This window comes from Bradyrhizobium guangzhouense (assembly GCF_004114955.1).
GTDB classification, from domain to species: domain Bacteria; phylum Pseudomonadota; class Alphaproteobacteria; order Rhizobiales; family Xanthobacteraceae; genus Bradyrhizobium; species Bradyrhizobium guangzhouense.
Genome location: NZ_CP030054.1, coordinates 799,323 through 817,132 on the forward strand (window position 1 = coordinate 799,323; position 17,810 = coordinate 817,132).

Here is a 17,810-nt window from a genome sequence, read left to right on the forward strand (position 1 = left end):
AGCTGTACTCAACGTTGCCCGCCGCACCTTGCAGCGGCGAACGCTGGCTTTTGCCCAAATGCCGGCACTCAAGACGCGGGCACACGAATGAGCGGAACGGCTGCGCCGCCTGCGCTGAGATCGCCACCGCTAGGTAAATAGAACGAGGAGGAAGACATGAGCGTATCGAAACGCAGAGATATCAGCCGGCGTTCCCTGTTGAAAGCTGCAACGGCCGTACCTCTCTGCGCAATTCTCACTCGACCGGCATCTGCGGCCGAATTCGTTTATAAATTTGCAACCGGCCAGGATCCGACGCATCCGGTGAACGTCCGCGCGCAGGAAGCCATCCAACGCATTCTAGAGGCTACCAGTGGCCGGCTCGAGATCAGGCTGTTTCCGGCCAACCAGCTCGGGTCCGACACCGAGCTCATGACCCAGGTCCGCAGCGGCGGCGTCGAATTCTTTAATCAGTCCTCTTCGATCCTCGCCACCCTGGTCCCAAGTGCGGGCCTGGTGAACACCGGCTTCGCGTTTACTGACTACGATAGCGTTTGGAAAGCTATGGACGGAGATCTCGGAACCTACATCCGGACGCAGATTGCCAAAACTCCGATCATGGCGGTTTCCAAAGCGTGGGATAACGGCTTTCGTCAGGTGACTTCTTCCGGACGTGAGATCCGCAGCCCTGACGATCTAAAGAATTTCCAGATCCGCGTCCCCCCGGCGCCGCTTTTGACCTCGCTTTTCAAGGCGCTTGGAGCCGGCCCGACGCCTATTAACTTCAACGAGGTCTACTCCGCGTTACAGACCAAAGTCGTGGACGGCCAGGAGAATCCGTTGCCGATCATTGCAACCGCCCGCCTCTACGAAGTGCAAAGCACGTGCAGCCTGACCGGGCACGTTTGGGACGGATACTGGATCCTCGCCAACAAGCGCGCATTCGAGCGCTTACCGAAGGATGTTCAGGAGGTCGTGACCCGCGAACTAGATCGCTCCGCCGTCGATCAGCGGGCTGATATCGCAAAGCTCAGCCAGTCCTTGCGCACCGATCTGTCGGCCAAAGGTCTCAAATTTATCGAAGTCGATCGCGCCGCCTTCCGACAAGCCTTGTCCAAGACTAGCTTCTACTCCGACTGGAAGGGCAAATTCGGCGAGGAGGCGTGGTCGCAGCTCGAAAAAGCGGCGGGTCAGCTGTCATGAGCAGCGTGAGCCACGCTCCACATGCTGATGACGGTGGAGCGACCGCCTCGACTGAACGGGGTCCCCGACATTGGGCGGTAACAGCGAACACGATGTTGGGCCACCTCGTCGCGGTCCCAGCCGCGCTACTCGTCCTGGCCGAAGTCGCAATCCTGGCCGCAGGAATCGTAGGCAGATACGTATTCCGCTCCCCCATCGTCTGGTCCGACGAACTCGCCGGTATTCTCTTCCTTTGGCTTGCCATGCTCGGCTCCGTCATTGCTTTCCAGCGCGGCGAGCACATGCGTATGACAGCCATCGTCGGCGTGCTCAGTGCCCAGGTGCGTGCGTTTTTGGACGTGGTGGCGGCCGCAGCCTCGCTGGCGTTTCTTTTGCTCGTCGTTTGGCCGGCCTATGAATTTGCCGCCGACGAGGCCTTCGTCACCACGCCGGCGCTGGAGATCATCAACACTTGGCGTGCGGCGGCGCTACCGATCGGAATTGGGCTGATGCTGATCGCCGCGGCCCTCCGGCTCTGCCGAATTGCCAATCTACGCAGCTTGTTGGCCTCTCTAGCGATCGTCGCCGGTCTCATCCTTGCGTTCGTGCTGCTCGCGCCGGTTTTTAAGCCGCTCGGCAATCTGAACCTTCTGATCTTCTTCGTCTTTGTTGTCGGTGCGATGGTCTTTGCCGCCGTTCCGATTGCCTTTGCATTCGGTCTCGCCACCGTGGGTTATCTCACGCTTACGACGAGCACGCCGGACGTAGTGATGATCGGGCGGATGGATGAAGGGATGAGCCATCTGATCCTGCTCGCCGTGCCTCTTTTCGTCTTCCTGGGCCTGCTGATCGAGATGACGGGCATGGCTCGCGCAATGGTCGGTTTCCTCGCAAGTCTCCTCGGCCACGTCCGCGGCGGGCTGCACTACGTCCTGGTCGGGGCTATGTATCTGGTCTCCGGTATCTCAGGGTCCAAGGCGGCAGATATGGCGGCCGTGGCCCCTGTGCTGTTTCCCGAGATGCGGCAGCGTGGCGCCAAACCCGGCGACCTCGTTGCGTTGCTGGCCGCCACGGGGGCGCAAACCGAAACGATTCCGCCGTCGCTGGTTCTGATCACGATCGGCTCGGTGACGGGCGTGTCGATCTCCGCGCTATTCACCGGCGGATTGCTCCCGGGCGTGGTGCTCGCAGTTATGCTCGGGGCGATCGTGTGGTGGCGCTACCGGCGCGAGGACCTCTCTCACGTCAAAAGGGCGACTGGGCGGGAGATCGGCCGAGCCTTTGTCATTGCTCTTCCTGCGATCGCCTTGCCTTTCGTGATCCGGACCGCCGTCGTCGAAGGCGTTGCAACGGCAACGGAGGTCTCGACCATCGGCATCTTGTACTCGGCCTGCGCCGGTCTCCTCATTTACCGCCAGTTCGACTGGCGACGCATCTATCCTATGCTGGTCGAGACGGCCTCCCTGTCGGGCGCGATTCTGCTCATCATCGGCGCCGCGACAGGAATGGCCTGGGCGCTGACCCAGTCGGGATTTTCAGCCTCGCTTGCCAAGTTCATGACCAGCCTTCCCGGCGGTGTCCCCGTCTTCCTAGCGGTGACGATCGTAACTTTCGTGATTCTAGGCAGCGTGCTGGAGGGGATCCCAGCCATCGTCTTGTTCGGTCCGCTCCTGTTCCCGATCGCGCGGCAGGTTGGGGTCCACGATGTCCATTACGCAATGGTCGTGGTTCTCGCGATGGGCATCGGCCTGTTCGCACCGCCGTTTGGGGTCGGCTACTACGCGGCCTGCGCTATCAGCCGCATTAACCCGGACGACGGTATGAGACCAATCGTGGGATACATGATTGCGCTGCTCATTGGCACGCTGATCGTCGCCGCGGTGCCCTGGCTGTCTATCGGCTTCCTGAAATAAGACTATCCGGTCCCGTGACCGGACCGCGATCGGCTGCCACCTTAAGTGACGCGAGCGGATAGAACTTGCTGGCACCGGCAGCAGTTTATAACGCTGGCGAAGCGAAGCGCCCCGATCAGCGTGTGAACTGGTTCATATGCGCGGCGTGCAGCCTTGGATAACCAACAGAGCGAAGCAGGCTCCGGCTCGGCTGAGGCGGTACGTCAGCCGTTCGTCTTCTGATGAACGCTTGGCCCGCGCTTTGCAGGTGATTCATTGCGCCTAAAGCAGCAAAGTAGGCTGCCATGACGTGGATAGAAGCTTGTGGCTATCTGGCCTCTTCGCTCGTCCTCGTGACATTCTGCATGCACACCATGCTGACTCTGCGGGCCGTCGCCATCTGCAGCAATCTCGCATTCATCGTCTATGCCACTGGCGCCGGTATCTACCCTGTGCTGATTCTGCACTTTATTTTGCTTCCACTAAACGCTGCCTACTTCGTCCGCATGGTCTTGGTACTACGCCGCGCCAAGCTCGCCGCTAATACAGATCTTTCTCCGAACTGGCTTCAGCCGTTCATGCACACACAGCGGATCAAGGCTGGAGAGACAATCTTCGAGAAAGGGGATCACGCCGATGCACTCTATCTCATCGGATCAGGACAAGTCGAGCTTCCCGAAATAGACAAGCTCTTGTATCCAGGAGAGGTTTTTGGTGAGGTTGGGCTGTTCGCCGTGGATCGACGCCGCCGCACGCAATCTGCTCGAGCGGCCAGCGATTTGGAGCTTTTCTGGATCAAGGCCGACGCATTAAAGAGGATTTGCGAACGGAACCCTGGCCTCTCGCTGTACTTTCTTCGTCCTGTAGCCACTCGGCTTAGCTCAAATGCTTCCGAGCGAACAGAGCCCCGGCAAGCCCCGTCCGCGCGTTGCGCTGGGGACATTAGATGAACCGCATACGCTCTCGCTGACACCGCGGTGGCGGGCGTTGCGTAGCTTCTTTGATCTCTACGCTTTGTGGTGAGCGATATTGTAATCTCCCGGCATGCATTTGTGCCGCTGAATATGCCAAGTATCTGAGCGGTAAATTGGATGCGCTTCTTTCCACTGGGCCAGCCCTGTCTGGCCGTTCATAACGCAGCCCTGGAAAGTAAGCGTGCTGTCGAATGCAGAGCTCGTCACGATCTTATCAACGCAATCGGCGGATGCAAATTGGCAAAGCACGGCAACCATCGTCACGAACAAATCGTCCTCGAAATGAAACTCTTCAAAAACAAACTATGGACCTATGGACTGCAATTACCACAAGAGCTGCTCTCGTGCTAGCTGATGGTGGCTTTTTGACCAGCTCATAAAGCAAAGACGGGAAGCGGAGTCAGCAAATCGGCCAACTGGTGGAGGAGCATCGAATATCCAGGCTCAAAGTCTTTTGGGTACGTATGCATCCCTGGGGCTGATAATCGATCGGAATGCAGCGACACTTCCAGCTCCATCCTCCTCCTTGTTGATTGTCTCCTTGGTTTGAGATTTGATGCGAAATCATTTCAGATGAGGTCCTATGAGCGTCAAGGCCGTGATGGCAACAATCCTGCAGCACGAGCTCGCCTCCCGTGGCGTGAACTCACTCACGCGTTCTGATTACGAGGCGGTTATTGAGCAGCTGATCAAAAAGCTGACAGAGCTAGAGTTTGAGCTCCGCTCGCGATCAACTAACGGCTCGCAAGGAGTTCCGACCTAACCAATCACTCAACTCGCGTCGTAGCCGGACGAGTAATTGCCCAACTTCCGTTCGCGGCTCCGCGACATAGGCCGTCCTGGTGGGCGACGATCACGGCACTTCAACTGGCGGCACCGCCATGCTGACCAAAACAAAACATAACATCACCTCGCGCCCTGCCATTTACGTTAACTGCAGCCGAGATTTGCGGAGGAGCCGCCGCCGGGCCATCTCGTGCCTGTCAGCTATCGCTACTGCACCTGGGGCAGGGCAATTTCAAGTAGCTGACGCCGGGGCCGGTGGCCATAATCCTCGGCAAGCCAGCGGCCCCACTTGTCTTAGCTCCTGTTTTGAACTGTTCATGCTCGTATGTATCCGCCCCAGGCGCGCCGTCGCGAAATGCTAAGACCGCGAGCTGCCGCCAACTCATCTGCGGCCTGCACCAGCTAGTTGCTCTGTGCCAAGTGCCGCGTGCCGACCGGAAACGAGTTTCCAACCTTAACCGAATTTAGGCAGATGTAGAGGCACCCCTTCGCAGGGCACATCGAGCTCTTCAACCTGGCCCTTGCCGACCTCTGTCACGCGCAACTTCTTGCCTTCAATCGTGAAGGCGCAATTTGTCGGTTGCGGCCCATCCAGCATGAGCCGGTCCACGACGTTGCCGCCGCGGTCGAGCACAGTGACGTTCTTCTGATTATAGACTGTGCAATAGAGCCGGCCGTCGGTGCCAAAAGCCATCCCGTCGGGCCCCTTGAAGTCAGGATTGGAGTCGGGCTGCAGCACATTGCCGAAAACAACACGTTCAGGCATTGGCTTGCCGAGTACGTCATAGCGGTAGATTTCGCCTGTGAACGATGCGTTGGCATAGAGATGGTCGTCGGGCCCGAAAGCAATCCCGTTGGTGAATCGGATCTTGCGATCGAGGACGCGAAGGACCTTCATGGCCGCGGGATCGATTTCGTAGACGCGGCCGTCCCAATCAAGGTCCATATAGCCCTCGACGAAGGCCTGCCCGTTGATGAAATCCTCAGCCGCCATGCCTGAATCAGTCATGTAGAGTAGTCCGTTGGGGCCGAAGCAGAGGTCATTCGGAAATAGAAAGCGATCGGCGCCTTCGCCCTGCATGCGCCGGATCTCGTTTCCGGCTTGGTCGATGCAAATCAGCGCCCGCAGGCCCGCTTCCGCGATCCAGATGCGGCCGTGGCCGTCCGTCGTCAGTCCGTTCGGGCGGCCGCCCGTCGCGCGAACCACTCTGCGATTGCCTCGCTGATCGAGCCGCGTGATGCACAACGTCGATGCGGACATCTCCGTGACATACATCGATCCGTCGGGGAGGCAGATTGGCCCCTCGGGCGCTCCGATTCCGCTAGCAAAAAGTCTCGATGCCATGCTTTTCCCCCTGCATCCCGTTGTTGGGTTTGCGAACTCTTGCGCTTAGGCGATGACCGAGCCTGTGGCCGGATCGATCAGCACCATCCGATTGAGGTCGATGGCGAGCTGGATTCGCTCGCCATGGCTCTGAACATCATGTGCTTGCAGCTCCGCGACTGCGTCTACTCCGCCGATCTTGATGGTCGTGAAGGTACGAGTACCTGTAGGCTGGATGAGATCGGCGACCGCTGAATAGGGCACCACCCCATCGCGCAATGGTCCGTCGCCGGCTCGGCCGAAATGCTGAGGCCGAATGCCGACAATGACCTCACGTCCCGCCACGCTAGAAAGGGCAGTGGCCTTCGCAGGCGGCACAGTCAGGGACTCTCCGGAACCGAAAACGACAGAAAGCCCGCCATTCATCGCCGTCAGGGTTGCCGGTATGAGATTGATCGAAGGAGAGCCGAGGAAGCCCGCCACGAAGCCCGTTCGCGGCCGCTCGAACAGTTCGAGTGGAGCTCCCTGCTGCTCTATTTTTCCATCGCGTAGCAGCACGATACGATCCGCCAGCGTCATCGCCTCGACCTGATCGTGTGTAACGTAGATCATTGTGGTGGTGATCTCGTGATGCAGACGCTTGATCTCGGTTCGCATTTCGTCACGCAATTGGGCGTCCAGATTCGAGAGCGGCTCGTCAAACAAGAAAAGATCCGCCTTGCGAACGATGGCCCGTCCGATCGCGACGCGTTGACGCTGTCCACCGGAGAGCTGACGTGGATAACGCTGGAGGAGATTGCCGATGCCGAGCATCTCGGCGGCTTCGCTGACCCGCTTCCTGATCTCGATTTCTGGCGTCTTGCGGGCGCGCAGGCCGAACGCGATATTCTCATTGACGGTTAAATAGGGATAGAGTGCGTAGTTCTGAAAGACCATCGCAATGTTGCGTTCGCGCGGACGCAGATCGTTGACGATAGCGCCGCCAATCGCGATCGTGCCGTCGTCCGGATCTTCGAGACCGGCGATCGTCCGCAAAAGCGTGCTCTTGCCGCAGCCTGACGGACCCACGAGCACAGCGAATTCGCCATCGCTGATGGTTAAGTCTAGTCCCCGAACGGCATGCACGTTACCGTAGTATTTGTGCACTCCGGTCAACTTGACGTCGGCCACTCTAATCTCCTCAACCTTTGACGGCGCCGAGCGAGATGCCGCGCACGAGATAGCGCTGCATTACCGTAACTGCGACGAAGATCGGCAAAGTCCCCAGGACGGACATCGCCGCGATTTTGGCCCAGAAGTTCGACTGGCCACCGAAATAGTGCGTCAGCATGACCGGAAAAGTGATCACTTCGGTACGCGTGAGCACCAGCGCGAAGAGGAAGTCGTTCCAGGCGAACACGAAAGTAAAGACCGAAGTCGCCATGAGCCCCGGGCGCACCATCGGGAAGACGACTTTCCAGATGACCTGCCATCGGTTCAGTCCGTCGACGAGGGCGCTTTCCTCCAGCTCGAGCGGAACATCAACGATATAACCCCGCATCATCCAGATGACATAGGGCAGATTGAACGCGGTATAGAGCACGATCAGGCCGAAGTAGCCGTCAACCAAACCGAAATAGACGTAGATGAGGAAGATCGGGAAGACGACCGCAATCGGCGGGATCATGCGCTGGGAAATGATCCACATCGCAAGGTTCTCGCCACCCGTGCCGAAGCGGGCGAGGCTGTAGGCGCATAGGGTACCAAGAATGATGGCAATGGCGGAGCTAACGCCGGCGACGATCAGGCTGTTCAGGATGGCCATGACGTCACCATCCTTGAATAGGACATAATAATTCGAGAACTGGATCTGCCCAGGCATCCACAATGGCGGCACGTGATAGATCTCGTCCGGCGTCTTGAACGAAATCATAAACAGCCAATAAACCGGAAATAGAAACAGCAAAGTGACGACGCCGGCGCCGATATAGCGTAGCACCAGAACGCGCCCCTTCCTGGTGGGCAGCTTCATCAGCCTCATCGCGCAATCTCCATGCGCTTGAGGACAAGCGTGGTAATGAGAGTGAGCAGCGCAATCACCAGGAAGGAGATCGCGGCGGTGTAGCTGGTTTCGAATTGCGAGAAGCCCTGCACATAGGTGTAGAGTGAAATCGTCTCGGTCATCGAGCCCGGCCCGCCTTCGGTGAGGGCCCAGATGATGTCGAAGATGCGCACGAGGTCGAGGCCGCGGATAAGGCATGCAACAGCTATCACGGGCGCGATCGCCGGCAGAATGATCGCGCGAAGCACGCGCAGATACGATGCCCCATCGATCTCAGCAGCCTCCAGTTGAGACTGATCGACATTGGACAACGCAGCGAGCAGCAGCAGAAACATGAACGGCGACCACTGCCAAACTTCGCAGATGATGATCGCCGGATAGACGTAAGCAGGGTTGACGGTCCACAGGATCCGGATCGGTTCGCCGGCGAAAAAGCTGAGTATCTCACCGATGGGACCAAAGCGGACGTCGAACAACAGGCGCCAGGTCGCACCAGCAACAATCGGAGAGATCACCGTCGGCAGCACCAAGAGCGCGACGAAGAGCTGGCGCCCGGGCATGCGGTCGATGAAGAGCTGCGCCATCAGGAAGCCGATCAGTAGCTCGAGAGGCAGGGCGATTGCTGTGATGATCGCGGTGTGGCCGAGCGATGCCCACAAACGGGTATCTCTGAACAACTCCGCATAGTTCAGCAAGCCGGCGAAAGACGTATCATTGTCCGTCATCGTGATGCGCTGGAAGCTCACGATCAACGAGTAGATGAGGGGAAAGAGGCCGACGAGGAGAAGAACCAATATTGCGGGCGCAACGATGAGATAGGGTAGGCGGTCCTCGAGCACACGCCCGAGCCGGCTCGGGCGGCGATGTTCAGTGCCATTAAAGCTTAAAGAGAACGTCATCATCAATCCAGGAATCGCGCCGCACGGGAGGCGGTGCCTCCCGCGCGCCCTCCAAGCCAACTATTGCGGATAAGCGCCTGGTTTTGCTGCCCAGACCTTATAAACCGCCTTCTGGTTTTCAATGCCCACCTTCTCGGTGATGGCATCAAACTGCTGCGCCATGCGGTCGAGAATGGTCTTCGGATCTTCGCCGGCCCAGAGGCTCGAAATGGCCTTGGTCATCGCCTCGTCGTACTTGTCCTGCTGCAGCAGGGAGAGATCGAGCAGGCCCTTCTCGCCAGATGTCTTGATCGTGTCGAGATAGGCAGGAGCATCAGGCCAGAGCGCACGGTATTTCTCGCTCGCGTAGTGCGACAGGCGGAAGGGATCGCGGAGCGTATAGGGGAGCTGCACGCGCTCAAGGCTGGTCTTCTTGCTGTTCAGCCATTGGATGAAGAGATAAGCGGCCTCCTTGTTCTTGCTCGTGGCCGAGACGGACAGGTCGAAACCGACGCCAAGCTCCGGGCGACCGAGGGGCGTGAGCGCATACCCGACCTTGCCGGCGACTTGCGATTTGGGTACCCATTTCAGCGCTTCCTCGCCCGAGCCGTAGCCGGCGGCCCAACGCCCATAAGGGGGCCAGGAGATCGTCATGGCGGTGGTGCCCTGGAGGAACGCGGCCAAGTTGTCGACGAAATTCCATTGCTCCACGCCTGGTGGCATGAACTTGTTCTCGGCCAACATCTGCTTGAAGACCTTCAGGCCGACATCGCTGTTCACCGTCGATTTCATCGTATCGGCATTGAAGAACTTGCCGCCCTCCATGCGGAAACGTTCCTGGAACATGTATTGCGGATAAGGCGCAGTTCGGAAGAAGCCGGCGCCATAGACCTTGGGCGCCATCTTGTCAGTGATGAACTGTCCGATGTCGTCAAGCTGCTTCCAATCCTTGGGCGGAGCGAGCTCGTAGCCGAACTTGGCCTTGAACCCCTCCTTCATCTTCGGATCCTCGAAAATGTCTTTGCGGTAGTAGAGCAGCATCACATCGCCGTCGTCCGGGAAGCCGAAGATCTTGCCGTCATACTGCATCTGGTTGTCGCGATAGGCTGCGGCGATGTCCTGCAACTCGTCGCGATAGCCGAACTTGTCGACATATTTGTCCAGGGGCTCGAGCGCTCCGGCCCGGGCCAGGTCGGGCATCCAGGATGGAATGACGTTCAGTGCGTCATAGGCCCCGGCGCCCGACTTGAAATCCTGCATGATCTTGGTGAACATCTGGTCGGTCGGCACCTCGACCACCTTCACCTTGATGCCAGTGAGCTTCTCCCATTTCGGACCCGAATAGTTGAGCGGGTCGAGCGATTGAAGGCCCGCCTCCCAGACGATACTGATCGTCGTGCCCGCATATTTCTTTGCTGCTTCGACAGCAATGTCGGCGGCATCCTTATCAGCGGCAGGAGCCGATACACCTGTGAGCGCAAGGATAGCGGCCACGCCCAACAATGTCCTGAACTTCATGCCTTCCTCCTCTTCATTTGAGCAATCCTAAGCCGCCAAGGTGGCCCCGGAGCTTTTGCCTCGGCGCGTCGACCGGTTACCCATGCTGGACGTCGACTGCCGCACCGTCGGAGGGCTGTCGAACGAACAGATGAGTGTCTTCTGGGGATGGCCATCCGCGCTCAGGCCGCGCTGCCCGATAGGCACGAACGCGATTTCGCCTTGGTAAAACACGCCTTCCCCCCAAAAGCTCTCGATGTATTTGCTTTTGGCGTCACTCTGCTGTGAGGCGGAAGCGGCCGGCAAATGAGAACTTTGCAACCACCGATGAGCCACATTCACCTGTCAGCAGTCTCTGCTGCGGCCCGCTCAAGCCTCAAAGCTGAAGAAAATCCGGTCAAAGCACGGCGGACCATTGGCCAAGCCAGTTGCGCCCTTGCGAGCCTTTGCTGAACTACGAATACGTTTCTTCAGGGATGGGAAGTACCTTGCCGAATATGGTTAGTTAGTTTGCGAGCGGCATCGCCTATTTTAAGGCGTAACTCGCTATCGACAGGGATTCTTTTGCAAGTGCAATCGCTTGGCGCCCTTTTACGCCATGGTCTTACTTGGCCTGAATATTGCTCAGGGTATGAGAGTTCGACAAAAAGATCATACCAGGGGAGTGGCGCCGCATGGGGCAGGTCACGTCACGAAGTGGCCTCTTGAAAGGCCTTAAGTTGAGAACTGTCTTGTTGCTGGCAGGGCTGACGCTGACCAACATTGCAGCCTGGGGCTGGGCCGTTGCGCTGTTCGCCGGTCAGCCGTCGGTAATGGCAACCGCGCTGCTCGCTTGGGTGTTCGGTCTGCGCCATGCCGTGGATGCCGATCATATTGCGGCAATCGACAATGTCGTGCGGAAGCTGATGCATGCCGGCCGCGCCTCCGAAACTGCAGGTCTCTACTTTGCGCTCGGCCATTCCACGATCGTTCTCGCTTCAATGATCCTGCTTGCCGCCGGCGTCATGACCCTCGGCGGAGAGGGTTTGCTCAAAAACTTGGGCGGCCTTCTCGGAACCTCGGTTTCAGCCGTCTTCCTGCTCGGCGTGGCCGCCGTCAACTTTGCGATCTTCGCAAACTTGTGGCGCACAATGCGTGCAGCGCAGGCCAGCGGCGTCTACGGTGCACAATTACTCGATGCGCCCCTAGCCGGAAGCGGTCTTCTTTCGCATTTGCTCGGCCCGATCTTCCGAATTGTGACGCAAAGCTGGCACATGTATCCGCTCGGATTCCTGTTCGGATTAAGTTTCGACACGGCGACCGAAATTGGCCTGCTCTCCCTCTCTGCCTCTGAGACTGCGCGCGGCCTGTCGCTCTGGCAGGCCATAGTCTTTCCTGCACTTTTCGCTGCCGGAATGTCCCTGGTTGATACCTTGGATTCAGCATTTATGGCCAGCGCTTATCGCTGGGCTTTCGTCGATCCGGCCCGAAAGCTTTGGTACAATCTGACAATCACAGGTGCCTCAGTCGCGATTGCGCTGTTCATCGGCAGCGTGGAAACGCTTGGCCTGATCAGCGATCAGCTTGAGCTCACGGGTGCCCTTTCGAGCCTCGTCGATCGCCTCAAGGGATCACAAGCCATCTTAGGCTTCGGCGTGATGTCATTGTTCGCTCTCGCCTGGCTAGCATCTCTCCTGCTGTATCGCGTTGCATGGAAGGGAAAGACCACTCGAACCGCCTTGCCGACATCACGCGCGACTTAGCGGCTGCAGCGATGCTGTCGAGCCGCTCGAAGCCTGCCGTCTTTGCCCGCTGGACGAGCATTGCAGCACTAAGCATCTGCGCCCTCATGATCGACGCTGAACCTAGCTCTGGAGACAATATCCAGACTAGCTACACCTTGCCTGCAGTCATAGTCACTCGTGAGGAGATCCCACGGCGACCGCGAAGAGCTCCAACGCCACGCTCGGATCGAGCGCTCGGCATAGGGTCCAGTAGCCAGCTGGGCGGGCAAGCCTCAGCGGTATCGGCCAAGAGCAGCGCGGCCTTGGCTCCCGCGTCGAGCATGGCAAGCCAGATCACAGTATCAGGCGAAGACGTCAACGCGCGGCCCGTGATGCGCCCGGGCGAAGTGCTCGAAGCTGTACCGGGGCTCATTGTGACGCAGCATTCCGGCGAGGGCAAAGCGAACCAGTACTTCTTGCGCGGCTATAATCTCGATCATGGCACGGATCTCGCGATCTATGTTGATGATGTGCCTGCCAACATGCGCACTCACGCCCACGGCCAGGGCTATGCCGACCTCAATTGGCTGATTCCTGAAGCGATCGCCGCCATGGAGGTAAAGAAGGGGCCTTACTTCGCCGATGAAGGCGACTTCTCCTCGGCCGGCGCCGTGCATATCGGCCTGATCGACCGCACGGTGAAGGGGCTAGCGCAGATGACCGCCGGCAGCTTTGGATATCGCCGCTTCCTCGGCATGGATTCGACGAGGCTCGGCGATGGGACATTGCTCCTCGCCGGCGAGGCTGGGACCTACAACGGCCCCTGGGACAACCCGGACAACCTCCGCAAGCTCAATGGGCTCTTGCGCTACAGTCAGGGCACGGCCACCGACGGCGTGTCGGTCACGGGCATGGCTTACGCCAACAGATGGAATTCGACCGATCAGGTGCCGCAGCGCGCCATGACGGACGGATTGATGGATCGGTTTGGATCTGAAGACCCGACTGACGGCGGCAACGCAAACCGTTTTGCCCTGTCGGCGCGCGTGGCGCAGAGCGATAATTCCGGGGCCTGGAAGGCGAACGCTTATGTCGTCAAGAGCGAGCTCGATCTCTACAATAACTTCACTTATTTCCTGGCCAATCCCGTTGTCGGCGACCAATTTCACCAGCACGACGGCCGCCTAATGGCCGGCGCTAACATCGCACGGACGATGGATGGCTCATTCGCTGGGCTGCCGATGCAGACGACCTTCGGCCTGCAGTCCCGTTACGACGCCATCGATCTCGCGCTCACCGACACCCACCGGCGCAGTTTCCTGTCCAACGTACGCAGCGATAAGGTCGGGGAAGGCAGCATCGGCGCTTACGCCGAGAGTACGTTGCACTTTTCGGACTGGCTGAGGACCACGGTCGGTTGGCGCGGGGACTATTACGCGGCCGACGTGACGTCGCTGTTCGATGCGAACAACTCAGGCCATGCCAACGCTACGATCGGAAGTCCCAAGCTTCGCATCGTGGTCGGTCCCTTTAACAAGACCGAGTTCTTTTTCGGCGCCGGCTATGGCATGCACTCGAACGACGCGCGGGGTGCGACGACGACGGAAGATCCGAGCGATCCCGGGACAAAGCTGCCGCGCTCGCCGCTGCTGGTCCGCACCAGGGGCGCGGAGGTCGGCGTGCGTTCGAGGATCGTCCCGGATCTCGACACCTCGCTCAGCCTCTTCGTCCTCGACCAGGATTCCGAGATCCTGTTCTCAGGCGATGCCGGCGATACCACGACGGCGCGCGCGAGCCGCCGCTATGGATTCGAATGGACCAACCATTACCGCCCACGGTCTTGGATTGACGTCGACGCCGATCTCGCGATGACCCATGCGCGCTTTCGCGGTTACGACAGCGACCAGGCGGAGGTTTATGCCTCACTCGCCGGCTATCCCGCCGCGCAGATCGGCAACGCGCCCGGCAACTATATCCCTAACGCACCGACCATGATGGCGTCCGCCGGCATCTCGCTCGGCGCGAAGACGGGCTGGTTCGGCGCCCTGCGTTGGCGCTATCTCGCCTCCAGTCCGCTGACGGAAGACAACGCCTTCCGATCGCAACCTACCGGCATCTTCAACGCGCGGATCGGCTACCGCACCGACAAGGGCTGGCGCCTCCAGCTCGATTTGCTCAACCTCCTCAACAGCAAGGCGAACCAGATCACCTATGCCTATGGCTCCCTGCTGAAGACGGACAAACTTTACAATCTCTGTGCCGCCAATGCCGCCCCTGCGCCAGTCTGTGCCATTGGTGTGATGGACTATGTGCTTCACCCGGTCGAACCCTTGACCGTCCGAGTGACCCTAGCGGGCACATTCTGATATCAGTCAGGTCGCGAGTCGCGAAACGTCCGTTCGCCGGTAATAATGGCCGATAGCATGCTCTGACGCGACACGATGTCCTCGCGCACGGCAGCATATACATGCAGGATGACGAAAGTCACAATGAACCAGAGGCCGAGATGGTGCACTGTATGCACGTCTTGACTGTTTGGGAAGATCGAGAACCACCAGCCGAACAGCGCATACCATAAGCTGTCGCGACCTTCGCCCTCAGCGTAAAGTGCAAATCCGGTCAGCATCATCAGGATCATCACAATCACGAACAAGAACATCGCAGTATTGGCCAAAGGATTGTGGCCGACGTATTTTTTCGGGTAGCGCACTAGGAACAGGTACCATCGCAGCTCGTACAAAAGGCCCCAGCGCCAGATCCGGTTGTAGATCGGAAACGCGAACAACTGGCGGGCATACTGGTTGCCGACGAACGCCCAGTAGACGCGATAAAGGAACGCGAAGGCGAGCACCTGTCCCGACGCGAAGTGAACAAATCGGATGTAGCCCATCGTGTACCAATTGCTAGCTTCACCAGGCATCGAGGGAAGCGGCGAGGCGATTAGATAACCGGTAACGGCCAGAAGAGAGATCGTTAGCGCATTTAACCAGTGCCAGATCCGTACCGGTGCCTCATAGACATAGATTGATTGGCGATCCGTGCCGACGGCGCCGACGGCGTCCAGCGTACCCGGAATCTCCGAGATTTTCGTCATCGCATGCTCCTGCATTGAGAGTGATTCGACGCAGCGAACAAACGAATCAGCGCATGCCATCGAGAATATCGCGCGCATGCCGGCGCGAAATCACCGCCCTGCAATTTTTTTCTTCACGCTTCAGCGGCCCTACGCAACGAAGAATTGGAAACCCGCTTTAACCGCAGGTGGAAATCCTGCTTTCATATCTTTATTGAACCTCTTTGCTATTTTCCGCTGCATCCACGTGGGTTCGCGGTCTTTTTCCCTGCATGAGCAGCGAGCTTCCTTACCCGGCGCACGACACTTGCTGCGCGGCAGCTCGCTGCAATTTACCGATGATTAGGAGAGACGGCACATCGTTTGCTCATTTCCAGCTCCAGCGAACCGGGTATTTGCGATATGGATTTGAGCTTCATTCGGCGCGGCGGCGCATCGCGCCGGGCAGGCGTCTTCCAGACACAGGGCCGGATGAATGCAGCGGCCATGAGCTTGCCGAAAAGCGAGCCAGTCATCGCCAACCTGTCAATTCGCCTGAAAATCATGATGGGATTTGCTATCGTTCTGCTGCTGTCGGCGGGCACCATGGCGGGCGCCTGGTTTGGCTATGAGGCGATCCTCGACGGCTTCGACGTTTATCGTATCAGCATGTCGGAATCGGATTATGCGCGCGAAATCGACAGCTCGCTCTCGGCATACCAGAGCAACGCGCGCTATTACGCCCTGACGGGCATAAAGGAGGCGGAAGCTGCCGCGGAAGAGGCGCGACGCTTGCTCGAGCGAACGATCACGGCAGCCAAAACCGAGACTGCAACTCTCAGCTGGCAGCAGTCGATAAAGGAACTGTTCGAAGCCTACCGCGCCTATACCGATTCCTTCAACAAAGTGTTGGCGCTGCGCGCCGGGATCGATCGCTCGGCAGCCACGATGGGCGGACAGGCGCACGTCATCCGGACCGCGCTCGATCAGGTGAAGGCGCCGGGCGCTCAAGCAGAAAATATCATTGAGCGTTTCGATACGATCGATCGCCTCGTAACGACAGAATTGAAGCTCCACGATGAAGTCCTCGCGAGGGACGTCTTACAGAGAATAGAAGGGTTTAAAGGTGCGATCGTGCGAGAGCGTCGCTCGCCGGACGTCGGCGGACAGGCGCTCGACGAGCTCGTCGCGTCTTACCGAGATGGGTTCGCCCGAGTGGAGGCCGCAGGCCAAGAGATCGATCGTTTGATGGCGGACATGTGGAAGCTGCGTCACGGACTATCCGGGGCGGCCGCCTCTCTGAAGCGAGTGGCTTTGGCGGAGCAGGCTGATGCCGAGAAAAAGACCGCGGTGCAAATCATCCACGGTCAATCGGTAGTGGTTGCCCTTGCGCTCGCCTCGATTGCAATTGGCCTCGTGCTCTCCTTTGCGATCGGACGCGGTATCGCAAAACCTGTCATCGCGATGTGCAGCTCGATGATCGAGCTGGCAAACGGCCGCTATGAGATCGTGCTGCCGGGGCTCGGTCGGCACGACGAGGTCGGCAAGATGGCTGGCGCGGTCGAGAGCTTCAAGCGGCAAGCCATTGAGCGCGCCGAACGCGAAGCTGCGGAGATCGAAGAGCGTAACAGGTCGGCGGCCGAGCTGCGGCGCGCTGAGCTCGCTAAATTCGCTGGCGGCTTTGAGGCCGCGGTGGGTGACATCGTCAACGGCATTTCGGGTTCTGCTCAGCAACTCGAAGCAGCAGCATCAACGCTGTCACGCAATGCGGAGGCGACAGGGGGCCTGACCAACGCGGTGGTCGGCGCCGCGCGAGAATCGTCGAGCAGCATTGGTTTGGTCGCCTCGGCGGCCGAGGAGCTGTCGCTGTCGATCAATGATATTCGCACCCAGGTCCGCAACTCGAATGCGATCTCCGGTAATGCGGTAGCCCAGGCCAAGAGCACGGACGCCCGCATCGCGACGCTCGCGCAAGCCTCGCACCGGATTGGTGATGTCGTGAAGCTGATTACAGCGGTCGCAGAGCAGACCAATCTGCTCGCGCTCAATGCCACCATTGAGGCAGCCCGCGCCGGAGAGGCGGGCCGCGGCTTTGCCGTCGTCGCAGCCGAGGTGAAGTCGCTTGCAAGCCAAACCGCCCGTGCGACGGAGGAGATCGGCTCTCACGTCGAAGGTATGCAGCAAGCGACCGGAGATTCGATTGCCGCGATCAAGTCGATCGCCGGCATCATTGGCGATATCTCCGCCATCTCGGGTTCGATCGCGTCCGCCGTCGACCAGCAGACCGCGACGACACAGGCGATCGCACAGAGCGCGCAGCAGGCGGCCTCTGGCACCGCGCAGGTGTCATCCAATCTCGAGCAGGTCAATCGCGAAGCAAGCGAGACCGGCTCGGCGGCTTCCGCCGTGCTGCAATCAGCGCGCGGACTAACCGAGGCGAGCCACCGCCTGCGCGCGGAGCTTGACCGTTTCATGGCCAACGTCGTCGCGGCGTAGTCTGGC

14 protein-coding genes are annotated in these 17,810 nt (G+C 59.2%); 7 read left to right on the forward strand and 7 right to left on the reverse strand.

Going from position 1 to position 17,810, the window contains the following annotated elements:
• Window positions 1–156: 156 nt before the first annotated feature.
• From XH91_RS37760 to XH91_RS37770, 3 genes are all read left to right on the forward strand, one after another.
• Entirely contained in the window at window positions 157–1,182 is a 1,026-nt protein-coding gene (locus XH91_RS37760) for a TRAP transporter substrate-binding protein (protein WP_128929497.1), read from the forward strand.
• Window positions 1,179–3,074: a TRAP transporter large permease gene (locus tag XH91_RS37765; RefSeq protein ID WP_128929498.1), complete on the forward strand. Its 1,896-nt coding sequence runs from the start codon at window positions 1,179–1,181 to the stop codon at window positions 3,072–3,074. Before XH91_RS37760 ends, XH91_RS37765 begins: the two co-directional genes overlap by 4 nt.
• A 344-nt stretch (window positions 3,075–3,418) precedes the next feature.
• Window positions 3,419–4,003, forward strand: coding sequence for a cyclic nucleotide-binding domain-containing protein (locus XH91_RS37770; RefSeq protein ID WP_237864935.1), 585 nt, complete (start codon window positions 3,419–3,421; stop codon window positions 4,001–4,003).
• Window positions 4,004–4,060: 57 nt separating this feature from the next.
• Here the strand turns inward: XH91_RS37770 and XH91_RS37775 are convergent, their stop codons facing one another.
• Entirely contained in the window at window positions 4,061–4,291 is a 231-nt protein-coding gene (locus tag XH91_RS37775) for a hypothetical protein (protein ID WP_128929500.1), read from the reverse strand.
• A gap of 319 nt (window positions 4,292–4,610) precedes the next feature.
• On the opposite strand from XH91_RS37775, the gene XH91_RS37780 reads away from it, so the two are divergent.
• A complete protein-coding gene (locus XH91_RS37780; protein ID WP_128929501.1) occupies window positions 4,611–4,790 on the forward strand; it encodes a hypothetical protein in 180 nt (59 codons plus the stop codon).
• Window positions 4,791–5,267: 477 nt separating this feature from the next.
• On the opposite strand, the gene XH91_RS37785 is transcribed toward XH91_RS37780, so the two are convergent.
• The 5 genes from XH91_RS37785 to XH91_RS37805 all read right to left on the reverse strand — a co-directional run bounded on the left by XH91_RS37785 (window position 5,268) and on the right by XH91_RS37805 (window position 10,574).
• Window positions 5,268–5,894 carry an SMP-30/gluconolactonase/LRE family protein gene (locus tag XH91_RS37785; RefSeq protein ID WP_347338575.1) on the reverse strand — a complete coding sequence of 209 codons (627 nt, stop codon included), beginning with the start codon at window positions 5,892–5,894 and terminating at the stop codon, window positions 5,268–5,270.
• Between the two features lie 309 nt (window positions 5,895–6,203).
• Window positions 6,204–7,307 (reverse strand): ABC transporter ATP-binding protein, encoded by a 1,104-nt coding sequence (locus XH91_RS37790; RefSeq protein WP_128929503.1) that lies wholly within the window; start codon window positions 7,305–7,307, stop codon window positions 6,204–6,206.
• A 10-nt stretch (window positions 7,308–7,317) separates the two neighbouring features.
• Window positions 7,318–8,157, reverse strand: coding sequence for a carbohydrate ABC transporter permease (locus XH91_RS37795; protein ID WP_128929504.1), 840 nt, complete (start codon window positions 8,155–8,157; stop codon window positions 7,318–7,320).
• Window positions 8,154–9,080, reverse strand: a complete 927-nt coding sequence (locus tag XH91_RS37800; RefSeq protein WP_128969536.1) for a carbohydrate ABC transporter permease — start codon at window positions 9,078–9,080, stop codon at window positions 8,154–8,156. The genes XH91_RS37795 and XH91_RS37800 overlap by 4 nt, the downstream gene beginning before the upstream one ends.
• A gap of 57 nt (window positions 9,081–9,137) precedes the next feature.
• Window positions 9,138–10,574, reverse strand: coding sequence for an ABC transporter substrate-binding protein (locus XH91_RS37805; protein ID WP_128955162.1), 1,437 nt, complete (start codon window positions 10,572–10,574; stop codon window positions 9,138–9,140).
• Between the two features lie 653 nt (window positions 10,575–11,227).
• Here XH91_RS37805 and XH91_RS37810 point away from each other — a divergent pair.
• Both XH91_RS37810 and XH91_RS37815 read left to right on the forward strand, forming a co-directional pair.
• Window positions 11,228–12,295: a HoxN/HupN/NixA family nickel/cobalt transporter gene (locus XH91_RS37810; protein ID WP_128929507.1), complete on the forward strand. Its 1,068-nt coding sequence runs from the start codon at window positions 11,228–11,230 to the stop codon at window positions 12,293–12,295.
• 302 nt (window positions 12,296–12,597) lie between these two features.
• Window positions 12,598–14,622, forward strand: a complete 2,025-nt coding sequence (locus XH91_RS37815) for a TonB-dependent receptor (protein ID WP_128930141.1) — start codon at window positions 12,598–12,600, stop codon at window positions 14,620–14,622.
• A 2-nt stretch (window positions 14,623–14,624) separates the two neighbouring features.
• On the opposite strand, the gene cybH is transcribed toward XH91_RS37815, so the two are convergent.
• Window positions 14,625–15,350: a Ni/Fe-hydrogenase, b-type cytochrome subunit gene (gene cybH, locus XH91_RS37820; RefSeq protein WP_128929508.1), complete on the reverse strand. Its 726-nt coding sequence runs from the start codon at window positions 15,348–15,350 to the stop codon at window positions 14,625–14,627.
• 342 nt (window positions 15,351–15,692) lie between these two features.
• Between cybH and XH91_RS37825 the strand changes: the two genes are divergently transcribed.
• Window positions 15,693–17,804: a methyl-accepting chemotaxis protein gene (locus tag XH91_RS37825; RefSeq protein WP_164938218.1), complete on the forward strand. Its 2,112-nt coding sequence runs from the start codon at window positions 15,693–15,695 to the stop codon at window positions 17,802–17,804.
• The last annotated feature ends 6 nt before the right edge of the window (window positions 17,805–17,810 follow it).

Excerpts from the sequence above, each read along its gene's own strand:
- XH91_RS37760 (WP_128929497.1), top strand. The coding sequence starts at position 157 with ATGAGCGTATCGAAACGCAGAGATATCAGCCGGCGTTCCCTGTTGAAA.
- XH91_RS37765 (WP_128929498.1), top strand. The coding sequence starts at position 1,179 with ATGAGCAGCGTGAGCCACGCTCCACATGCTGATGACGGTGGAGCGACC.
- XH91_RS37770 (WP_237864935.1), top strand. The coding sequence starts at position 3,419 with ATGCACACCATGCTGACTCTGCGGGCCGTCGCCATCTGCAGCAATCTC.
- XH91_RS37780 (WP_128929501.1), top strand. The coding sequence starts at position 4,611 with ATGAGCGTCAAGGCCGTGATGGCAACAATCCTGCAGCACGAGCTCGCC.
- XH91_RS37785 (WP_347338575.1), bottom strand. The coding sequence starts at position 5,894 with ATGCAGGGCGAAGGCGCCGATCGCTTTCTATTTCCGAATGACCTCTGC.
- XH91_RS37795 (WP_128929504.1), bottom strand. The coding sequence starts at position 8,157 with ATGAGGCTGATGAAGCTGCCCACCAGGAAGGGGCGCGTTCTGGTGCTA.
- XH91_RS37800 (WP_128969536.1), bottom strand. The coding sequence starts at position 9,080 with ATGATGACGTTCTCTTTAAGCTTTAATGGCACTGAACATCGCCGCCCG.
- XH91_RS37805 (WP_128955162.1), bottom strand. The coding sequence starts at position 10,574 with ATGAAGTTCAGGACATTGTTGGGCGTGGCCGCTATCCTTGCGCTCACA.
- XH91_RS37810 (WP_128929507.1), top strand. The coding sequence starts at position 11,228 with ATGGGGCAGGTCACGTCACGAAGTGGCCTCTTGAAAGGCCTTAAGTTG.
- XH91_RS37815 (WP_128930141.1), top strand. The coding sequence starts at position 12,598 with ATGGCAAGCCAGATCACAGTATCAGGCGAAGACGTCAACGCGCGGCCC.
- cybH (WP_128929508.1), bottom strand. The coding sequence starts at position 15,350 with ATGACGAAAATCTCGGAGATTCCGGGTACGCTGGACGCCGTCGGCGCC.